16 protein-coding genes and 1 riboswitch are annotated in these 20713 nt (G+C 68.7%); of the genes, 11 read left to right on the forward strand and 5 right to left on the reverse strand.

The genetic code is table 11. From position 1 onward, the window contains the following. Positions 1–46: 46 nt before the first annotated feature. The 6 genes from CLV29_RS03880 to CLV29_RS03905 all read left to right on the forward strand — a co-directional run bounded on the left by CLV29_RS03880 (position 47) and on the right by CLV29_RS03905 (position 7171). Entirely contained in the window at positions 47–1048 is a 1002-nt protein-coding gene (locus CLV29_RS03880; RefSeq protein WP_243831708.1) for a thiamine-phosphate kinase, read from the forward strand. A 152-nt stretch (positions 1049–1200) separates the two neighbouring features. Beyond that, a complete protein-coding gene (locus CLV29_RS03885) occupies positions 1201–3966 on the forward strand; it encodes a DNA translocase FtsK (protein WP_133753727.1) in 2766 nt (921 codons plus the stop codon). 207 nt (positions 3967–4173) lie between these two features. Beyond that, on the forward strand, positions 4174–5652 hold the full coding sequence (gene rimO / locus CLV29_RS03890; protein ID WP_133753728.1) for a 30S ribosomal protein S12 methylthiotransferase RimO: 1479 nt from the start codon (positions 4174–4176) through the stop codon (positions 5650–5652). Beyond that, positions 5649–6254: a CDP-diacylglycerol--glycerol-3-phosphate 3-phosphatidyltransferase gene (pgsA, locus tag CLV29_RS03895; RefSeq protein WP_133753729.1), complete on the forward strand. Its 606-nt coding sequence runs from the start codon at positions 5649–5651 to the stop codon at positions 6252–6254. Before rimO ends, pgsA begins: the two co-directional genes overlap by 4 nt. A gap of 12 nt (positions 6255–6266) precedes the next feature. Next, a complete protein-coding gene (locus CLV29_RS03900) occupies positions 6267–6782 on the forward strand; it encodes a CinA family protein (protein WP_133753730.1) in 516 nt (171 codons plus the stop codon). Positions 6783–6871: 89 nt separating this feature from the next. Then, on the forward strand, positions 6872–7171 hold the full coding sequence (locus CLV29_RS03905; RefSeq protein ID WP_279586477.1) for a helix-turn-helix domain-containing protein: 300 nt from the start codon (positions 6872–6874) through the stop codon (positions 7169–7171). Between the two features lie 162 nt (positions 7172–7333). On the opposite strand, the gene CLV29_RS03910 is transcribed toward CLV29_RS03905, so the two are convergent. Beyond that, complete coding sequence (locus CLV29_RS03910) at positions 7334–11854, reverse strand: ATP-dependent helicase (RefSeq protein ID WP_133753732.1); 4521 nt, start codon at positions 11852–11854, stop codon at positions 7334–7336. Positions 11855–12037: 183 nt separating this feature from the next. Here CLV29_RS03910 and CLV29_RS03915 point away from each other — a divergent pair, with 183 nt between their 5' ends. Next, on the forward strand, positions 12038–13375 hold the full coding sequence (locus CLV29_RS03915) for a type I glutamate--ammonia ligase (RefSeq protein ID WP_133753733.1): 1338 nt from the start codon (positions 12038–12040) through the stop codon (positions 13373–13375). 2 nt (positions 13376–13377) lie between these two features. Further along, a complete protein-coding gene (locus CLV29_RS03920) occupies positions 13378–14505 on the forward strand; it encodes an amidohydrolase family protein (protein ID WP_133753734.1) in 1128 nt (375 codons plus the stop codon). 45 nt (positions 14506–14550) lie between these two features. On the opposite strand, the gene ribH is transcribed toward CLV29_RS03920, so the two are convergent. The 4 genes from ribH to ribD all read right to left on the reverse strand — a co-directional run bounded on the left by ribH (position 14551) and on the right by ribD (position 18211). Further along, positions 14551–15024: a 6,7-dimethyl-8-ribityllumazine synthase gene (ribH, locus tag CLV29_RS03925; protein WP_133753735.1), complete on the reverse strand. Its 474-nt coding sequence runs from the start codon at positions 15022–15024 to the stop codon at positions 14551–14553. Next, on the reverse strand, positions 15021–16298 hold the full coding sequence (locus tag CLV29_RS03930) for a bifunctional 3,4-dihydroxy-2-butanone-4-phosphate synthase/GTP cyclohydrolase II (RefSeq protein WP_133753736.1): 1278 nt from the start codon (positions 16296–16298) through the stop codon (positions 15021–15023). The genes ribH and CLV29_RS03930 overlap by 4 nt, the downstream gene beginning before the upstream one ends. Next, on the reverse strand, positions 16295–16906 hold the full coding sequence (locus CLV29_RS03935; protein ID WP_133753737.1) for a riboflavin synthase: 612 nt from the start codon (positions 16904–16906) through the stop codon (positions 16295–16297). Before CLV29_RS03935 ends, CLV29_RS03930 begins: the two co-directional genes overlap by 4 nt. A 79-nt stretch (positions 16907–16985) precedes the next feature. Next, a riboswitch (FMN riboswitch) is annotated at positions 16986–17142 on the reverse strand. A 70-nt stretch (positions 17143–17212) separates the two neighbouring features. Beyond that, positions 17213–18211 (reverse strand): bifunctional diaminohydroxyphosphoribosylaminopyrimidine deaminase/5-amino-6-(5-phosphoribosylamino)uracil reductase RibD, encoded by a 999-nt coding sequence (gene ribD, locus CLV29_RS03940; RefSeq protein ID WP_133755009.1) that lies wholly within the window; start codon positions 18209–18211, stop codon positions 17213–17215. Between the two features lie 64 nt (positions 18212–18275). Here ribD and CLV29_RS03945 point away from each other — a divergent pair, with 64 nt between their 5' ends. The 3 genes from CLV29_RS03945 (at position 18276) to CLV29_RS03955 (ending at position 20654) form a co-directional block, all read left to right on the forward strand. Further along, a complete protein-coding gene (locus CLV29_RS03945) occupies positions 18276–18467 on the forward strand; it encodes a DUF3046 domain-containing protein (protein ID WP_133753738.1) in 192 nt (63 codons plus the stop codon). Between the two features lie 247 nt (positions 18468–18714). Further along, a complete protein-coding gene (gene recA / locus CLV29_RS03950; RefSeq protein ID WP_133753739.1) occupies positions 18715–19761 on the forward strand; it encodes a recombinase RecA in 1047 nt (348 codons plus the stop codon). A 65-nt stretch (positions 19762–19826) separates the two neighbouring features. After that, the gene (locus CLV29_RS03955; protein ID WP_133753740.1) at positions 19827–20654 is read left to right on the forward strand and encodes a regulatory protein RecX; all 828 of its coding nucleotides are present in this window, start codon (positions 19827–19829) and stop codon (positions 20652–20654) included. Positions 20655–20713: the final 59 nt, after the last annotated feature.

Below are 20713 nucleotides of genomic sequence, written 5' to 3' on the forward strand. Positions count from 1 at the left end.
GCCCGGTCGATGTCGCCGACGCGAACGCCACGCTACCGTGTGGGACGTGAGCGCCGACAATTCCGCCCAGGGTGGCAATGGTCCGTCGATCGCCGAGACCGGGGAGTTCGGCCTGATCCGGCAGATCACCGGGCACGGTGCCACCACGGCCTCCGGCGAACCGGTCGTGGTTCCGGAGGTGCTCCAGGGGCCCGGGGACGACTGCGCGGTGCTGCAGTTCTCCGGACCGGTGGTGAGCACCACCGATGCGCTGGTCGAAGGGGTGCATTTCCGGCGCGACTGGTCGAGCGCCACCGAGGTCGGGCGGAAGGCCGCTGCGGTGAACCTGGCCGATGTCGAAGCGATGGGCGCCCGGCCGATCGCCTTGTTGGTCGCCTTCGCCGCACCCAGCGACCTCCCGCTGAAATGGGCCACCGACTGCTCCGACGGGCTGCGGACCGAAGCCTCCGAGGCGGGAGCCGTGGTGGTCGGTGGGGACGTCACCCGGAGCGCGGAGGTGATGATCAGCGTCACCGCCCTGGGTGAGCTGGCCGGTCCGCCGGTGCTGCGCTCGGGGGCGCAACCGGGGCAGGTGATTGCGATCCGTGGACTGCTCGGCTGGGCGGCGGCCGGGCTGGTGGTGCTGAGTCGTGGGTTCCGCTCACCACGAGCGGTGGTCGAGGCACAGAAGGTGCCGCGGGTTCCCTACGGCGCCGGTGTCCAGGCCGCGGCGGCCGGCGCCGGGGCGATGATCGATGTCTCCGACGGCCTGCTGGCCGACCTGGGTCACATCGCCCGCGCCTCCCAGGTGGTCTGCAATGTCGACAGCGAGGCCCTGCCCGTACCCGAATCGTTGCAGGCCGTCTCCTCGGCGACCGGCATCTCACCCCAGCGGCTGCTGCTCACCGGAGGTGAGGACCACAGTCTGGTCGCCACCTTCGATCCGGGCCGGGTGCCGGCGGAGTGGCAGGTGATCGGGACGGTGGGGGAGCGGACCAGTGAGCCCGGGGTACGAGTCGACGGCGCCGTCTGGGAAGGTGCCCAGGGCTACCAGCACTTCCGTCAATGATCGGGCGTCGCTGAATCGGGCGTCGCTGAAATCGGGTACCGGTGACCGGGCCTCGACGATCGGGGTCGCAGCGGCCGGCCCGTCGATGAGCCGAGGCCGCGAGTCGGCGTGGGAGGGCTGCAAAGGCGCCCACTGCTGGCTAGGCTGAGCCCATGGCGACCCGCGCGTCTTCCCCACCGCGGTCGGCAGGAGCCAGTACTGCCACATCGCGGTCGTCCGGAAGCAAGAAGTCCACGTCCACCCGCAGCGGTGGTGGTTCCCCACGCCCGCGCAAGCCGGCCAATGGCACCGCAAGCCGCTCCTCGGCCCAGGCCAACCGCAAACCGGCGCCGAGGAAGACTGCGGCCAAGCCGCGTTCGAAGGCTTCGTCGACTCGGCGCGGATCAACTGCGCAGAAGCGCTCCGGGCGCGGATTCTTCGGCACCATCGGGTACGGACTGGTCGTTGCCTGGCGCGGTCTGGCCCTCGGCGTCGGCAGTGGTGCCCGGTCGATCGGCGGCGGGCGCCCCGACCTGGAACCCGAACTGCGCCGCGACGGGATCGGGCTGTTCCTGCTCGGCACCGCGATCGTCCTCGGCGCCTGCATCTGGTTCGGCCTGCCGGCACCGGTCGGGCCTGCCGTGGTCACCGGTGTCACCACGGTGGTCGGGCAATTGGGCTCCCACGCCTCGCCGCTGCTGTTCGCGATCATGGCCTGGCGCACCCTGCGCTCACCGGAACGCAATGGTCCGCTGGGGCGCCAGCTGCTCGGCTGGGGAGCCGTCAGCCTGGGCGTGCTCGGTCTGATCAGTGTCTCCGAGGGGATCCCGCTGCCGAGTGATTCGGCAGCGATCCAGCAGGCAGGTGGTGTCCTGGGGTACGTCTCCTCCAGCCTGCTCGCCGACCTGCTCACGGTCTGGGTCGCCGTACCCCTGCTGATCCTGCTGGCCCTGTTCGGGCTGGTGATGGTCCTGGGGACGACCCTGCACGAGATGCCCGAGCGCTGGCGGGAGTTCCGCGAATCCCTGCCCGAGCGGCAGCACCGGGATGCCGCGGAGATCGAGTACGGCGTGGACGAGGCCTACGACAGCCCGATCGTCACCGATCGGTCGCTCGTCGACGGTGGCGGGGAGTCCCCGCTCGACGATGCGGGCGAGGCGACGGCGGAAGCCGAAACCGCACCGGTGGGCCGGAAGGGCCGCCGCAAGCGGGTCAGTGCCGTGGAGGAACCGGAACGGTTGGAGACCGTGCACGTGGTGCCGCCCGGTGAACCGGTCGACGCGCTGCCTGCCGAAAGCGGCGACAACGTCTTCGACTACGAGTCGTTGGAACCCCTCGATCCGACGCCGCCGAAGCAGAAGCCCGGTGCGCCGCGGCCCGCCCCCGAAGCCGCGGTCGTCGAACGTGCCGAGCCAGCGCCGCCGGAACACTCGCCCGGCCCGATCCGGGCCGAACAGCAGCTGCTCTCCGGTGACATCCAGTACGTACTGCCGGATTCGTCCAACCTGAAACCCGGCAGTGTGCCGAAGGCCCGGACGGCGGCCTGTGACGAGATCGTCGGCCGGCTGTCGGATGTGATGGAGCAGTTCAACATCGACGCCACCGTCACCGGTTACACCCGGGGCCCGACCGTCACCCGCTACGAGGTTGAACTCGGCCCGGCGGTGAAGGTGGAGAAGGTCACCGCTCTGAGCAAGAACATCTCCTATGCCGTTGCCAGCGCCGAGGTGCGGATTCTCTCCCCGATCCCCGGCAAGTCGGCGATCGGTATCGAGATCCCGAACACCGACAAGGAGATCGTCTCCCTCGGTGATGTGCTCCGTTCGCCGAAGGCGCGCAACGACCAGCACCCGATGACCATGGGACTGGGCAAGGACGTCGAGGGCGGGTACGTGATCGCGAACCTGGCCAAGATGCCGCACCTGCTGGTCGCCGGTGCCACCGGTTCGGGCAAGTCGAGCTTCGTGAACTCCATGATCACCTCGATCCTGATGCGGTCGACGCCGGACGAGGTGCGGATGCTGATGGTCGACCCGAAGCGGGTGGAACTCACCGCCTATGAGGGAATCCCGCATCTGGTGACGCCGATCATCACGAATGCGAAGAAGGCCGCCGAGGCACTGCAGTGGGTGGTGAAGGAGATGGACACCCGCTACGACGATCTGGCCGCCTTCGGCTTCAAACATGTCGACGACTTCAACAAGGCGGTCCGCGCCGACCAGGTGAAGCTGCCCGAGGGATCGGAGCGGGTGCTGGCGCCGTACCCGTACCTGCTGGTGGTGGTCGACGAGCTCGCCGATCTGATGATGGTCGCCCCGCGGGACGTGGAGGACTCGATCGTCCGGATCACCCAGTTGGCCCGGGCGGCAGGGATCCACCTGGTGCTGGCCACCCAGCGTCCGTCGACCGATGTGGTGACCGGCCTGATCAAGGCCAATGTGCCGTCCCGGCTGGCCTTCGCCACCTCCTCGATGACCGACTCCCGGGTGATCCTCGACTCGCCCGGAGCGGAGAAGCTGGTCGGCCAGGGTGACGGATTGTTCGTCCCGATGGGGGCCGGACGACCCATCCGCGTACAGGGTGCCTGGGTCACCGAGGCCGAGATCCGCAGCGTGGTCAAACACGTCAGTGGGCAGCTCGCCCCGCAGTACCGCGAGGACGTGGCCGCGGCCACCGAGTCGAAGAAGAAGGTCGACGAGGACATCGGCGACGACCTGGAACTGGTGCTGGAGGCGACCAAGCTGGTGGTGACCCTGCAACTGGGTTCCACCTCGATGCTGCAGCGCAAGCTGCGGGTCGGTTTCGCCAAGGCCGGGCGGCTGATGGACATCCTGGAGACCCGTGGCATCGTCGGCCCCTCGGAGGGATCCAAGCCGCGCGAGGTGCTGGTGAAGGGCGAGGAGCTGGACGAGGTCCTGGTGACCCTCGAACAGGGCTGAGACGCGCGAGTCCTCGGTCGGCCTGCGGCGTGCCCACCCCTGCTGCCGCCTCCTCGGCGGATCTGGGTGACTTCGATCGGCGTCCGGCAGTTCGTCGCGGTGCCGCCGGGGAAGTAGCCTTGTGACGTTCCGACCGGCTGGAGGCCGTTGCATGTCTGGAGCCCGCTGTATGTCTGGAGGCGGAGGCCGCTGTATGTCTGGAGGATTGTGTCGCAACTGACATCGGTGCACCTGGTGACCCTGGGATGCGCCCGCAACGAGGTGGACTCCGAGGAACTGGCGGGCCGGCTGGAGGCCGGTGGTTTCCAACTGGTCGACGATCCCGAGTCCGCCGATGCGGTGATGGTCAACACCTGCGGATTCATCGAGGCGGCGAAGAAGGATTCGGTGGACACGCTGCTGGCGGCCGCCGATCTGAAGGACAACGGGTCGGCCAAGGCCGTCGTGGCGGTCGGCTGCATGGCCGAGCGGTACGGCAACGAGCTGGAGTCGGCGCTGCCGGAGGCCGATGCGGTGCTCGGTTTCGACGACTACTCCTCGATCGCCGAACGGCTGCAGTCGATCCTCTCCGGTGGCAAGCACACCGCCCACGTACCCCGTGACCGGCGCACGCTGTTGCCGCTGGCCCCGGCCGAACGCCAGGCCGCCCGGAGCGCTGCCCTCCCCGGCCACGGTGACCTGCCGTTGATCGACGCGCCGGAGCTGGCCGAGGCGTTCACCATCGCCGCGCCCGATCTGCCGATCGGTGCCGCGCCCGACTCGGGTCCGCGGGCGATCCGTCGCCGACTCGGATCCGGTCCGATGGCGCCGCTGAAGCTGGCCTCGGGATGTGACCGGCGCTGCACCTTCTGTGCGATCCCCGCCTTCCGCGGTTCCTACCTGTCACGGCGTCCGGCCGAGGTTATCGCCGAGGCGCAATGGTTGGCCGAGCAGGGGGTGAAGGAACTCTTCCTGGTCAGCGAGAACACCAGTTCCTACGGCAAGGACCTTGGCGACATCCGGGCGCTGGACCGGCTGCTGCCCGAACTGGGCAAGGTGGACGGGATCGAGCGGATCCGCTTGTCCTATCTGCAGCCTGCCGAGACCCGGCCGGCGCTGATCGAGGCGGTCGCCGCGACGGAGAAGGTCGTGCCCTACTTCGACCTCTCCTTCCAGCACGCCTCCGCTGCGGTGCTGCGGCGGATGCGACGCTTCGGTGATGCCGAATCCTTCCTCGGGCTGTTGGACGTGATCCGTGAGCGGTTGCCCGCGGCCGGTATCCGGTCCAACTTCATCGTCGGCTTCCCCGGGGAGACCGAGGACGACCTGCAGGTGTTGGCCGACTTCCTGAGCGAGGCCCGGCTGGATGCGATCGGTGTCTTCGGCTACTCCGACGAGGAGGGGACGGCCGCAGTGGAGCTCGACGGTCATGTCGACGCCGACGAGATCGACTCCCGACGCGCCCGGCTGGTCGACCTGGCTGAGGCACTGATCGAACAACGGGCCGAGGACCGGATCGGGGAGATCGTGAACGTACTGGTCGAGGAGATCGAGGACGGCACACCGGTCGGGCGCGCCGACCATCAGGGCCCGGAGGTCGATGGTCAGACCTCGATCGTCCGCGGCCGGGCAGCGGTCGGTGAGCTGGTGCGCTGCCGGGTGCTGGCCACCGAGGGTGCCGACCTGGCTGCGGAGGTGATCCGGTGAACACGCCTCGCCCGACCTCGTGGAATCTGCCGAATGCGCTGACCGTCCTGCGTACCCTGCTGGTCCCGCTCCTCGGCTGGATGTTGATCGCCCATCCCGATCAGCCGGGATGGCGACTGGCGACCACCGGTCTGTTCCTGGCAGCCATGCTGACCGATCTCATCGATGGGCATCTGGCGCGCAAGTACGACCTGATCACCAGCTTTGGCAAGCTGATGGATCCGATCGCCGACAAGGCGATGACCGGGATGGCCCTGATCGGCCTGAGCGTGACCGGTGAACTGCCGTGGTGGATCACGGTGATCATCCTGGTCCGTGAATGGGGGATCACCCTGATGCGGTTCGTGGTCATCCGCTACGGCGTGATCTCGGCCAACCGGGGTGGCAAGACCAAGACTGTGCTGCAGACGGTGGCGATCGTGCTCTTCCTGCTGCCGCTGCCCTCGCTGGGTAGCCCGTTCTCCTTGGTCATGGTGCCCGACGCGATCGGTTGGATCGCCATGATCGGGGCCCTGATCCTGACCGTGCTGACCGGTCTGGACTATTTGCGCGAGGCGTGGAAACTGGTCCGGTCGACCGATCGCGACCGCGACCTCGCCTGAGCAGGAGACAGTATGTGGCCCGATCCTTCACTGGCCGAGGAACTCGTCGCAGAGCTTCGTCAGCGCGGGCGCACCCTGGCCACCTGCGAATCCCTGACCGGTGGGCTGCTCGGCGCCACCATCACCGCCGTGCCCGGGGCTTCGGCCGTCTACCGCGGGGGGCTGATCACCTACGCCACCGATCTGAAGCACAGCCTGGCAGGTGTCGAACAAGCCGTCCTGGACAGTGACGGGGCCGTCGCGCAGCGGACCGCCGTGCAGATGGCCCGAGGTGCCGCCCGGCGCTGTGGCGCCGACTACGGGGTGGCGCTGACCGGTGTCGCAGGTCCGGAGCAGCAGGAGGGCAAACCCGCCGGTACGGTCCACTGCGGGATCTGCGGCGCGGGTGTCATCGATGGCGGATTGCTGGACATCCCCGCCGAGGCCGTTCGCTCCGGCCGCTCAGCGGTCCGGATCCATGCGGTGGAGCTGGCGATCTCGGCGTTGCTGGGCACCCTGCGTGATCGCGACAACCGCTCGGGTGGCTGAGCGCCGACCATCCGTGCAGCAACACGTTTCGGACCACGCCCGCGCGATTGGGCACGGGCGGGTAGAGTCGAGACATGGTGGAGGTGGACCTGAGACCGGCACTGCTGCGTGAAGCCGTGGGTGAGACCCTGCGGGAGACCCGGACGGAGCAGGGTCGAACCCTGCGGGAGGTTTCAGCCGATGCGCGGGTGAGCCTCGGTTACCTGTCCGAAGTCGAACGCGGGCAGAAGGAAGCATCATCGGAACTGCTGGCCTCGATCTGCGAATCCCTGGGCGTGCCGCTGTCGTCGGTACTGCGGACGGTCAGCGACAAGGTGGCCAACACCGAACCGGTGAAGAAGCTGACCATCACTCCGAAGCCCTTGGACACCCAGGCCTACGCCGCCTGACTCCTTCGATCCTGGCCTGGGTGACCGGGCCAGTTTCGGTCCCGGCAGAGCTGACCAGGCCGGTCCGATCCTGGCGGATGACCACGCCGTTTCGATCCTGGCGTAGGTCGATGATCAGGGCCAGCCAGGGTCATGTGGTGAGCCGGTACCCCTGCGACGGATTCAGCCCTCACTCGGGCGCAACCGCAGCCCCTGGGGCGTGAGCCGGAAGCCGTGGCCGGTCAGGGCTTCGGCCAGTGGATGCGGATCGAAGACCGACGCCGCGTCGATCCGCTCCACCAGCACCGTGCCGAGCCAGTTCCGGCCGATCGCGGCTGCCAGTGCACCGGCCGCCCGCTGCAGGCTGTCGCGGTCGTCGGTGAACGTCAGCAGACTCCGTCCGCCGCGCTCGACGAACAGGACCAGGCGGCCCTCGTCGAGGACCACCAGGGCGCCGGGTTTGCGCCCCGGCCGATGCCCGGTCCGGTCGGGCCAGCCGAGCGCCGCGCCGTAGGGGTTGGCAGGGTCCGTGGCAGCCAGGACCTGGGTGCCGACCTGCTGGTCGGTGTGGTCGCGCAGCCGGTCGACCGCACCGGGCAAGGCGAACTGGGCCGCTCCCAGTCCGTCGATCAGGTAACCGCGCCGACACTGCCCCTGTTCCTCCAGCACCGACAGCCCGCGATAGGCAGCAGCGAATCCACCCTCGGTGTCCTCGGCCTGGACCGCGCCGCGGGTCAACACCGCATGCCGATCGAGCAGGGCGAGCAGCAGGGCGGTGAACTGGGCGTTCGGTGCGGCCGCAGGCGCCCCCACTGCCGACCAGCGGCCTGCCGTGACCGGTGAGGACAGCCTGGCCACCCGCGCGGCCCGGACGGCGCTCAAGGTGGCCCGCCGACCGCTGGCCGTGCGGGCGGGTTTGCCGCGACGGCTGCCGGCCGAGGACAACAGCGCCCGGGCCGGGCCGAAGGTGTCGCTGCGGACCAGACCCGCCCAGACCAACTGCCACAACGCCGTCGCATGGTCGCTACGACCGGCGTCGCCGACCAACAGATCCTCGAAGAACCACCCGCCGCCGGCCTGCAACCGCTGCAGCATCTCTGCAGCCAGTGGTGTCGGCGGGTCCCGGTGGGGCCGGGGCAGGTCCAGACCGGACACGCCGAGCCGAATCCACCCGTCGTGTTCGCCGATGGCGCCATCACCCAGCCAGGTCACCTCGCCGGAGGCCAGCAGCTCGTCCAACATCGCCGGGGAGTAGTCGCGCACCCGCGAGGGCAACAAGGTGGTCTCCACACTCGACAGGGGTACGGCCACACCGGCGAGTTGTTCGATCGCGCTCAGCAGACCGTCGACGCCGTACAACCCTGGTTCGGGACCGATGTTGTGCCAGGCGGGGAGGAAGCGGGCGTAGGTGCTCGGTTCGACCGGTTCGATGCCGTCACGCAACTTCGCCAGCATCCGTCGCCGGATCAGGCCGAGGATGCGATGGTGGCACCACTGCTCGGATGCACCGTCGACGAACCGCGCCTCGACCAGGGTGCCTGAAGCGGTGAGCGTCTGCAGTCGGTGCCTCACCGTTGCCTCGCCCAGCCCGTACCGTTCGGCCAGCTGCCCGGCGGTGAACGGTCCGTGGGTGAGCGCCCAACGCAGGACCAGGGCGGTCACCGGATCCTCGGCCGGAGGGGGCGGCGAGCCGAAACCGGGAGGTGTCGGAACCCCCAGTGCCTCGCGGAGCAGGCCGAGGTCCTCGGCCACCGCGAGCCGGCGGCGGCCGTTGATCAACAGCTCGGCGACCCGTCGGCTGGCCAGCAGCTCGGCCAGCCACGGCTCGGGATCGGGTTCGGTGCGGGCGGTGAGCTCCTCGCGGCTGTAGGGCCCGGCGCTGCGCAGCAGGTCGAAGAGCTGCTCGACGGTGGTGGCGTGTCGTTCGGGGCTGAGCGACTGCAGATCGGCCTCGACCCCCTCGATCACCGACGGGTCGAGGAGCTCGGAGACCGCATCCTTGCCGAGCAGCTCGGCGAGCAGGCCGAGATCCAGGCTGAGGGCGGCATTGCGCCGCTCGTTCAGCGGCAGATCGCCGGTGTAGACGAACTCGCCGAGGTAGCCGAACAACAGCGATCGTGCGTAGGGCGACGGTTGCGGTGTCTCGACCTCGGTGACCGATATCGACCTGCCGGCGAGCTGCCGATGGATCTCGGTCAGGCCGGCCAGGTCGAAGACATCGCTGAGACACTCCCGCATCGTCTCCAACATGATCGGGAAATCGGCGTGCCGGGACGCGACGCTCAGCAACTGCGCCGCGCGCATCCGCTGCTGCCACAGGGGAGAGCGGGAACTGGGTGAGCGCCGCGGGAGCAACAGCGCACGTGCCGCGCACTCACGGAAACGAGCAGCGAACAGAGCCGAATCGGCGACCTGGGAGGTCACCAGTTCCTCCACCTCGTCGGCCTCGACCATGATCAGCTCGGCGGTCGGCGGGGGAGCGTCGGTGTCCGGGATCTGCAGCACGATGCCGTCGTCACTGGCATGGGCGTTGACCTCGATGCCCAGCCGCTCGCGGGCCCGCGCCTCGATGATCATGGCCCACGGGCTGAGCACCGCCGTACCGAACGGGGCATGCAGGCAGACCCGCCAGTCACCGAGCTCGTCCCGGAAGCGTTCGAAGATCAACTGCTTGTCGGTGGGCAGGCCGGCGGTCGCGGCACGTTGCTCGGCCAGATAGTCGAGCACCCCGCGAATCGCATTCGGGTCCAGACCTGCATCGGCCAACCGTTCCCGGGATTCGGGTTCGGCCAGCGAACTCAGCTCCCGGGTGAAGGCGCCCAGGGCCAGCCCCAGCTCGAGCGGGCGTCCGGGGTTGTCGCCACGCCAGAACGGCAGCTTCCCGGGCTGTCCGGGCGCGGGGGAGACCTGCACCTGGTCGTGGGTGATCTCCTCGATCCGCCAGCTGGTCGTACCGAGGGTGAAGACGTCACCGACCCGGGATTCGTAGACCATCTCCTCGTCCAGCTCGCCGACGCGCCGGCCCGGGCCACGTCTGCCCCCGGTACCGGCGTCCTCACCGCCGACGAGGAAGACCCCGAACAATCCGCGATCGGGGATGGTTCCGCCGGAGATCACCGCCAGCCGCTGGCTCCCGGGCCGGCCGCTGAGCAGGTTCTGCTGTCGATCCCAGGTGATCCGCGGACGCAGTTCCCGGAACTCCTCCGACGGATAGCGGCCGGCCAGCATGTCCAGCACCGCTTCGAAGATCGCCCGGCTCAGGCGGGCGTAGGGGGTCGCCGCGCGCACCAGGGCGAACAGCTCGTCGACGCCGATCGGCTCCATGGCGGTGATCGCGACGATCTGCTGGGCGAGGACGTCCAGTGGATTCTCCAGCCGCGGGACCTCCTCGATCCGGCCTTCCCTCATCCGCTGCACGACCACCGCGGTCTCCAGCAGATCACCGCGATTGGTGGGATAGAAGGTGCCGTGGCTCACCGCGCCCACATCGTGCCCGGCCCGGCCGACCCGCTGCAGACCGCTGGCGACCGACGGCGGTGATGAGGCCTGGATCACCTGATCGACCGAGCCCATGTCGATACCGAGTTCCAGACTGGAGGTGGCGACCACACAGGGCAGGGTGCCGGCCTTCAGCGCAGCCTCGACCTGTTCGCGCTGCTCCCGGGAGACCGAACCGTGATGCGAGCGGGCGATCACGGCCGCAGGCTGCACCCCGGCCGATTTGCCTGCCTGGGCGGCGATCTCGGCCGGCGCCCCGTCCTCGGTGCCCAGTCCGAGTTCCTCGGAATGCAGTTCGTTCAATCGGCTGGTCATCCGTTCGGCCTGCCGGCGGGAGTTGGTGAAGACGATCGTCGATCGGGCAGCCATCACCTGGTCCAGCACCCGACGCTCGATGTGCGGCCAGATCGAGCGTGAGGGTTCGGCGTCCTCACCCGGTGGTGCCGACAGATCGGTCATGTCCTCCACCGGTACGACCACGTCCAGCTGCCACTGCTTCCCGCTGGGTGGCTGGACGATCTCGGTCGGGCGCCTCGGCGCGCTGCCGGTGAGGAAGCCCGCCACCCGCTCGGGCGGGCGTACCGTGGCCGAAAGCCCGATCCGCTGCGGATCGCCGCCGCTCAGGTGGGCCAGCCGCTCCAGACTCAAGGCCAGGTGGGCACCCCGTTTGGTGCCGGCCAGGGCATGCACCTCGTCGATGATCACGGTGTCCACACCCCGCAGCGTCCCCCGGGCCGCCGAGGTCAGGATCAGGTGCAGCGACTCCGGGGTGGTGATCAGGATGTCGGGGGGATTGCGGGCCAGTTTGCGTCGTTCGGCAGCCGAGGTGTCACCGGAACGAACCCCCACGCGCAGATCGGCGATCTCGATGCCCAGCTGATCGGCGGACTGGGCGATGCCCTGCAGCGGCGCACGCAGATTGCGGTCGACATCGACGGCCAGGGCCTTCAGCGGGGAGACGTAGAGCACCCTCGTGGTGGCCGGCTCCGGACGTGGCTCGCCGCTGAGCCGGTCGATGGCCGAGAGGAAGGCTGCCAGGGTCTTGCCGGATCCGGTCGGGGCCACGACCAGGGTGTGATGACCCTTGCCGATCGCCTCCCAGGCCTGTGCCTGGGCCGGCGTGGGGGCGGAGAAGACACGAGTGAACCAGTTGCGGGTGGGCGTAGCGAACCCGGCCAGCGGGTCCGAATTCGTGGCAACGGTCATGTACAGATGCTGCCACGTACCGCCGACAACCCGGCCGGGGGAGTTTCCCGCCGGGTGATCGAGCGGACCGGATCGGGCCCGGATCGGCACCGGCCTGCCCGGGCCGACCGGGCAGGGTCGATCCTTCGTCTCGTTCGTGCAGATTGTCCACCGGACAATGGCTGGGTGCAGCAAGATGTGCCCATGAGCGAATCGCTGTCCCCACGTCTGGCCGAGCAGGGTGTGCAGGCCCTGATCGGCACGGTCTGGAATCCCAACGGGTTGATCCTTGCCAAATCGGTGCCGGTACGCCGTGCCGACAGCTTCGCGGGGACCGGATTGGGTGCCTCCCCGACCTGGTTCGGCTTCACCATCGACCAGGGCGGGATCGCCGAGGACGCCTCCATCTCCGCGGTGGGGGACAACCGGATCCGGATCGACGCCGATGCGGTACGGGTGCTCCCTGGCGGACTGGCCTGGGCACCGGCAGGGTTCTACGACCAGAACGGTGACCCGGTGCCGCAGTGCGGTCGGGGCACCCTGCAACGCGTGGTGGCCGAGCTGGCCGAGAGCGGGCTGAGCGCCAAGGTCGGCCACGAACTGGAGTTCCAGCTCTTCGCCGCCGACGGCAGCCCGCTGCCGAGGCAGGGCTGGGCGCCGTACTCGCTGTCGGGGATGCTGGCCCACGAGGACTTCCTGCACGCCCTGTACGCCGAGGCCGATGCGGTCGGGCTGCCGATCGAGCAGGTGCATCCGGAGTTCGCGATGCGGCAGTTCGAGCTCTCCCTCGCACCGGCTGATCCGGTCTCGGCCGCCGACACGGTGGTGCTGGCCCGGTTGGTCGTCCAGCGGGTGGCCCACCAGTGCGGGTACAGCGTCTCCTTCTCGCCCAAGCCGTATGCCGCCGAGGCCGGGAACGGGGCGCATCAGCACTTCTCCTTGACCCGCGACGGTGTGCCGTTGTTCTCCGGCGGGAACGAGGTGCGCGGGCTCACCGCGCAGGGGGCGAGCGCGATCGGCCGGGTGGTGGAACTGCTCGGTCCGTTGCAGGCGGTGATCGCCGGTTCGGTGCTCTCGACGGTACGGATGACGCCGAACAGCTGGGCCGGTGCGCATGCCGGCTGGGGGCTGGAGAATCGCGAGGTGGCCGTGCGGTTGATCGGTGCGACCGCTGCCAATCCGTCCGGTGCGAATGTGGAGGTGAAGATCATCGACCCCGCATCGTCTGCCTACATCGCCTCGGCAGCGGTGCTGGCGACCATGCTGGACGGGATCCTCAGCGGAACCTCGTTGGTCGCCGAGGCCGACCGCGACCCGAACCAGATGAGTCCCGAGGAACGTCGGGCGGCCGGGATCGCGGTGCTCAGCAATGACCAGAATGCGGCTCTGGACGCCCTCGATGCCAGCACCGACCTACGCCGGTTGCTGGGGGATGTCCTGGTCGATGTGATCGTTGCCGGGCGAAGGCATGAAGCAGCGCTCTACGGTGACTGGGAGGTCGAACGACTGGCCGAACGGTTCCGGTTCGCCTGGGGGTTCTGAGCGTGATCGATGAGCTGGTCGAACAGCTCCGGGATCGGCCGTTGATCGATCACCATGTGCACGGGGCCTGGTTGAGCGACGGGGATCGATCGAGATTCGAGAATGCGCTGAACGAGGGATCCACCGATCCCTTGCCGGGTTGGGATTCGGGCTTCGACAACCAGCTCGGCTTCGCCATCCGGGCTCACTGTGCACCGGTGCTGGACCTCGAACCCCACGCCGCGGCCGACGCCTATTGGCAGCGGCGGACCTCCCTGGGAGAGGCCGAGGTGGCGCGACGATTCCTCTCGGCTGCAGGCGTCTCGGACTGGTTGGTCGACACCGGGTTCCCGGGGGAGACCTGCGAGCCGGAGGAGCTGGCGGCCCTCAGCGGTGCCCATGATCATCGGGTGATCCGGCTGGAATCGCTGGCCGAGCAGGCGATCGCCGACAGCGCGAACTACGCCGAGGCGTTCCCTGCGTTGCTGGAGGCAACGATCACCCAGGAGCAGGCCGTCGGGATGAAGACGGTGGCGGCCTACCGTACCGGCTTCGATCTGGACTGGTCCGAACCTGCTGCTGGATCGGTCGTCGAAGCCGCCGCCCGCTGGCGGGATTCCGGCGGTCGTCGACTGACCGATCCGGTGTTGATCAACTTCGGCATTCGTTCAGCGCTGGCGCTGCAGAAGCGCCGAGGTGGTCTGCCGCTGCAGTTCCACGTCGGTTTCGGGGATCGGGACGAGGATCTGCACCGTACCGATCCGCTGCTGCTGTTGCCGCTGTTGCGGGAGTTCGCCGATGCCTCGATCTGCCTGCTGCACTGCTATCCGTTCGAGCGTCAGGCGGGTTATCTCGCCCAGGCCTTCGCCGGGGTGTACCTCGATGTCGGTCTGGCGATCAATTACCTGGGAGCACGCAGCCCCTCGCTGATCGCCCGCAGCCTGGAGGTGGCGCCGTTCGGCAAGCTGCTCTACTCCTCCGATGCCTACGGGCCGGCCGAATTGCACCTGCTCGGGGCACATTTGTGGCGCTCAGGTACCGCGCAGGTGCTGTCGCACTTCGTCGAGCGTGGTGAGTGGTCGACTACCGATGCCCTCCGGGTCGCCGGGATGATCGGGTCGGAGAACGCTCGGCGGCTCTACCGTCTCTGAGCGCAGCGCGCCCGTTCCGCGGTTCCTGCACTCACCATGGCAGGCTCAGCCTCGCAGCTGGCGCAACAGTGCCGCCGACCCGATCGCCGCGACCGCTGCCTGGTACCCCTTGTCCTCCTTCGACCCCGGCAGCCCACTGCGGTCCCGCGCCTGCTGTTCGTCATCGGTGGTCAGCACTCCGTTGCCGATCGGCGTGCGTTCGTCCAAGGTCACCCGGGTGAGGCCGGCGGTGACCGAGTCGCAGACGTAGTCGAAATGGGGAGTCTCGCCGCGGATCACCACCCCCAAGGCGATCACGGCGTCGTGCTCGGTCGCCAGCTGCTGGGCGAGCACGGGCAGTTCCAGGGAGCCGGCGACGCGGACCACGGTCGGTTCCTCGAGACCTGCCTCGGTGATGGCACGCAAGGCCCCGTCGATCAGTGCGGTGCAGATCTCGTCGTGCCACTGTGCGGAGACGATCGCCACCCGCAGACCCGCGGTATCGGAGACGGTGATCGTCGGTTCACCGGCGCCACTCATGCCGACTCCGGAACTGTCGAGGTCGACGTGGCCGCGGGCGGGGCAGGTTCCTCCAGGTCGGGGAGCTGGTGGCCCATCCGGTCACGCTTGGTACGCAGGTACGCCAGATTCTCCGCCCCCTTGCCGACGACGATCGGCTGCCGGGCGGTGACGGTGATCCCGCTGTCGAGGAGACCGTCCACCTTCTCCGGGTTGTTGGTCAACAGCCGTACCGACCGGACACCAAGATCATCGAGAATCCGCCCGGCCACCCGGTAGTCACGGGCATCGGCGGGCAGGCCGAGCTGCAGATTGGCATCCACGGTGTCGGCACCGCTGTCCTGCAGGTGATAGGCGCGCAACTTGTTCACGATGCCGATCCCGCGACCTTCATGACCACGCAGATAGACCAGGACCCCGCGACCTGCCGCTGCGATCTGCGCCATCGACTCCTGCAACTGCGGTCCGCAGTCACAGCGCAGGGAGCCGAACGCCTCCCCGGTCAGGCATTCCGAATGCAGCCGGACGAGAACGTCGTACCCGCCGTCGGTGCTCGGATCACCCATCACCAGCGCGACCTGGTCGGGTTCACCGCCGGTACCCAAGTAGCCGACCGCGCGGAACGTACCGTGCTCGGTCGGCAGTGAGGCCTCGCCCGCACGGGTCAGCGAGGACTCGTGGGCCTCCCGCCAGCGCACCAGATCGGCGATGCTGATCATGGCCAGACCGTGCTCGTTCGCGAACTCCCGCAACTCCGGCGAACGTGCCATCTGCGTCTCGTCGGCCTGGCTGATCACCTCGCAGAGGACGCCGGCGGCGGGCAGACCGGCCAGCCGGGCAAGATCGACGGCAGCCTCGGTGTGACCGATCCGCTCCAGCACCCCACCCGGACGTGCCCGCAGGGGGAGCACATGGCCAGGTCGACGAAGATCAGCCGGGCGTGCTGCGGGATCGGCCAGGACCCGCATGGTCCGGGCCCGATCGGCTGCGCTGATCCCGGTCGTGGTGCCGACCGCGGCATCGACCGTCACCGTGTAGGCGGTGGCGAAACGATCTTCGTTCGTGTGGTGCATCGGTGGCAGCTCCAACCGGTCACAGGCCTGTTCGTCGATGGCGACGCACAGGTAGCCGGAGGTGTGGCGCACGGTGAAGGCGACCAGTTCAGGTGTGGCGTGGGCCGCGGCGAAGATCAGGTCACCCTCGTTCTCCCGGTTCTCGTTGTCGATCACCACCACCGGACGGCCGGCGGCGATCTCGGCGATCGCGGTCTCGATCGGATCCAAGGCGATGGTCATCGCGCCACCTCCACGCTGCCGAGTCGTTCCAGGTACTTGGCGATCACGTCCACCTCGACATTGAGTTGATCATCGACAGCCAGTCCGCCGAGGTTGGTGGCGGCCAGGGTGGTCGGGATCAACGAGATCTCGAACCAGTCCTGCGCCGGCTCGGTGGAGATCGCCGAGATCGTCAACGAGACACCGTTCAGTGCCACCGATCCCTTCTCGGCCAGATAGCGGCTCAGTCGATGCGGTGCGCGCAGCCGTACCACGGTCCATTTCTCGGCCGGGGTGATCGACTCGACCTCGACCACGCCGTCGATGTGGCCTTGGACGATATGGCCGCCGAATCGACCGCTGCTGGGCATGGCCCGTTCCAGATTGACCCGGCTGCCGGGTACGAGAGACCCCAGTGTGCTGCGGTGCAGGGTCTCGGCCATCACGTCCGCGCTGAACCAGCCACTGCCATGGGCGGTGACGGTCAGACACACCCCGTCCACGGCGATCGAGTCGCCGTGGGAGGCATCGGAGGTGACCTGTGGGCCTGAGACCGTGAGCGTGGCAGCGTCCTGGGCGTGGTCGACGGCCCGGACCTCGCCGAGCTCTTCGATGATGCCGGTGAACATTCCTGTGCTCCTGTCCTCGTGTCCCGGCCGGTCGACCGGAACAGGCCCCGAGGCGAGCACAGGGGACCACAGGTCCACTGCGCGTTCTCTCGCATCCGGACTGTGACCGTCGGCCTCGGAATCTCACCGATCTCTGCAGACCCTGGACCGAGGTCCAGGCGCTCGCGGGCTTGTCCCTGACCAGTTGGTCGGGCATCACCGCCGGTGGGGAATTTCACCCCGCCCCGAGAACATCACGAAGATTACCACCGGCGTCTGCGACACAGCAGCTGCTTCCCATTGGCCGGGACATCCGTGCGGGCGGTGTCAGCCTCGGCAAAGGGTCAGCAGCAGGTCGGCTCCGAGCGTGATCACCGACTCGAGGGCGAAGTCGTGCCGATCGGCCAGCGTGGTCACGGCGGGAGCCTCGATCGCGGATCTGCCGGCACCGAGAAGGGTCGGTGCCAGGTAGGCCTCGACCCGGTCCACCAACCCGGCGGTGAGGAATGCACCGAGCAGTTGCGGGCCCCCCTCGACCTGCACATTGGCGGCGTCGCCGCAGGCCCGAAGTGCCTCTGCGGGGTCGTGCGACCGTACCTGCACGTAACGGCCGCCGGGTCCCCGCAGTCTGGCGGTGGCCGGGATCTCACGTCGACCGACGACGACCCGCCCGGGTTGGCGTTCGGTCAGCTCGCCGGTCGGTGTGCGGGAGGTCAGTGCCGGGTCGTCGGCCAGGGCGGTGCCGGTGCCGACGATGATCGCGTCCAGTTCCGCGCGTACCCGATGGCTGTGTTCACGGGCCTGTGGTCCGGTGATCCACTGACTGCTGCCGTCCGGAGCGGCGACCCTGCCGTCCAGGCTGGTGGCCAGTTTGGCCGTCACGTACGGGCGACCCGTGCGGGTGCGGAACAGCCATTCCCGCAGCGGGCCGTCGGCGACCTGCTCGGTGCCGCTGACCGAGACCTCGACCCCGGCGGCGGCCAGGTCGGCTGCGCCACCGGCGGCGACCGGATTCGGGTCGGCGACGGCATAGACCAGGTTCCGCACGCCGGCCGCCAGCAGCGCCTGTGTGCAGGGGCCGGTCCGGCCGGTGTGGGCACACGGTTCGAGAGTGACCACCGCGGTGCCACCCCGGGCACGCTCACCGGCCTCCCGCAGGGCCACCACCTCGGCATGCGGACCACCGGCGGCCTGGGTGTGACCGACCCCGACCAGGCTCTGATCGGCGTCGAGGATCACCGCGCCGACCGGGGGATTGGGGCGGGAAAGCCCTCGTGCTGCACGACTGGCCGAGACAGCCAGGTCCATCGCCTCGGGGATTGCCATGGTGGACATGCTGGGCAGGCTACTGCGCCGACGGGGCGGGTCTGCCGGGCACTACGATGGACCGGTGCGTGAGACCGAGTTGTGGGAACGGCTGGACAAACATCTCGGGCCGGCCTACAGCCGGGTCTGGGCCGAGCAGAACGTCCTTCCCGGACTGGGGCGGACCGTCCGGGAGGCGATTGCCGACGGAGTCTCGTTCAAACGGATCTGGCTGGCGGTGTGGGAGGCATTGGAACTGCCCGCTGCCGAACGCTGACGGCCGTGTACGTCCGGAGTCGTACGGGCTCCTGGGACGGTGGTGTTGTCGATCCGTGACCGGCGTGTCAGCTTTCTTTCGAACACCTGTTCGCCTAGTTTTCCACTGAGGCCGGGTGACGGCCGGTTCTCCACAGATCCGGCCGACGCGGACGCAGTGTCAGTCGCCCTCCCTATTGTCACAGGTGATGACGAAGAACAATCCACGTTCGGCGAAGGCCGCGCAGCGAGCAGAAGGAGGGGCCAGGATGGCCGTTGCAGATCGCGAGAAGGCGCTGGAGACGGCGCTCGCCCAGATCGAGAAGGCCCACGGCAAGGGTTCGGTGATGCGCCTGGGTGAGGAGACCCGGGCACCGGTGGAGACCATTCCGACCGGATCCATCGCCTTGGACATCGCTCTCGGGATCGGCGGTCTGCCGCGCGGCCGGGTGGTCGAGATCTACGGCCCGGAGTCGTCGGGCAAGACGACGGTGGCGCTGCATGCCATCGCCAACGCCCAGGCCGGCGGCGGTGTCTGTGCCTTCATCGATGCCGAGCACGCACTCGACCCGGAGTATGCCAAGAAGCTCGGGGTCGACACCGATGCCCTGTTGGTCTCCCAGCCCGACAACGGTGAGCAGGCCCTGGAGATCGCCGACATGTTGGTCCGTTCCGGTGCGCTGGACCTGATCGTGATCGACTCCGTCGCCGCGCTGACCCCGCGGGCCGAGATCGAGGGCGAGATGGGTGACAGCCACGTCGGTCTGCAGGCCCGGTTGATGAGCCAGGCGCTGCGGAAGATGACCGGTGCACTGAGTGGTGCCGGGACGACCGCGATCTTCATCAACCAGTTGCGCGAGAAGATCGGTGTGATGTTCGGCTCGCCGGAGACCACCACCGGTGGTCGTGCGCTGAAGTTCTACTCCTCGGTGCGACTCGATGTCCGTCGGATCGAGACCCTGAAGGACGGCACCGACATGGTCGGCAACCGCACCCGGGTGAAGGTGGTCAAGAACAAGGTGGCACCGCCGTTCAAGCAGGCCGAGTTCGACATCCTCTACGGTCAGGGCATCAGCCGCGAGGGCAGCCTGATCGACATGGGTGTGGAGCATGCGTTGGTCCGCAAGGCCGGTGCATGGTTCACCTACGAGGGGGACCAGCTCGGACAGGGCAAGGAGAATGCCCGGACCTACCTGAAGAGCAATCCCGATGTGGCCAATGAGTTGGAGAAGCGGATCAAGGAGAAGCTTGGCATCGGCCCGCAGGTCGATGTGCCGGCTGGCGTCGACCCGGTCACCGGTGAGGTGGCCTTCTGAGCGGCCGGACCGGCTCGAGGAGCTGAAGGACTGTGTCGAAGTACTCGTCTCGGCGGGGGAGCGGCGTGAACGACGCCGACTCCTCCGCCGATGCGGTTGATCAGGTACGCCAGTGGCTCGCCCAGCGTGGCAAACTCCCTGCCGACGCGACAGCGCCCACCGATCAGTCGCGGACCGCCGATCAGGCTCGGCCGGTCGCCTCGGCGCGCCCCGCCGATGCGGCGGCGCCCGGCGGTTCGATGGCGCACCCCGGGGAGCCGGCTGCCGTCGACCAGCAGGCATCCTCGGCGGGGGCCGGTGATCGTTCATCGCAGGGGTCTGGTGCCGCCGGCACTCACCAGCCCGGCCGTCGACCTCGGCGAGGCCGTCGGACACAGAAGCGTGTGAGCGCCGAGGAGACCGGCCCGCTGTTCAGCTCCGACAGCGAGGCCGAGGAGGAGGCCCGGACCATCGTGCTGCGGCAACTCACCGGCCAGGCCCGGACCAGAGCGGAGTTGGAGAAGAAGCTCGCCGACAAGGAGATCCCGGCGGACACGGCGAAGCAGGTCCTCGACCGGTTCACCGACGTCGGGTTGATCAACGATTCGGAGTTCGCCCGCTCGTGGGTGGAGTCCCGACAGCAGCGGCGCAATCTGTCCCGCACCGCGCTGCGCCAGGAACTGCGTCGCAAGGGTGTCGACCCCGAGATCATCGGTGACGCGGTCGGCATCGTCGAGACCGATGACGAATATGTCGCCGCGCTGGATCTGGCCCAGCGGAAGGTGCGCACCATGGGTGGGCTGGTGCCCGAGACCCGGAAGCGTCGTCTGGTCGGCGCGCTGGCCAGGCGCGGCTTCAGCTCCTCGATCGTCTACCGGGTGCTGGATGAGGTGCTCGACGCAGAGCCCGAGTGAGAGCTCCCCCGATCAGCACCCCCCGATCAGCACCCCCCGATCAGCACCATGGAGCCTTG

Source organism: Naumannella halotolerans (assembly GCF_004364645.1).
GTDB classification, from domain to species: domain Bacteria; phylum Actinomycetota; class Actinomycetes; order Propionibacteriales; family Propionibacteriaceae; genus Naumannella; species Naumannella halotolerans.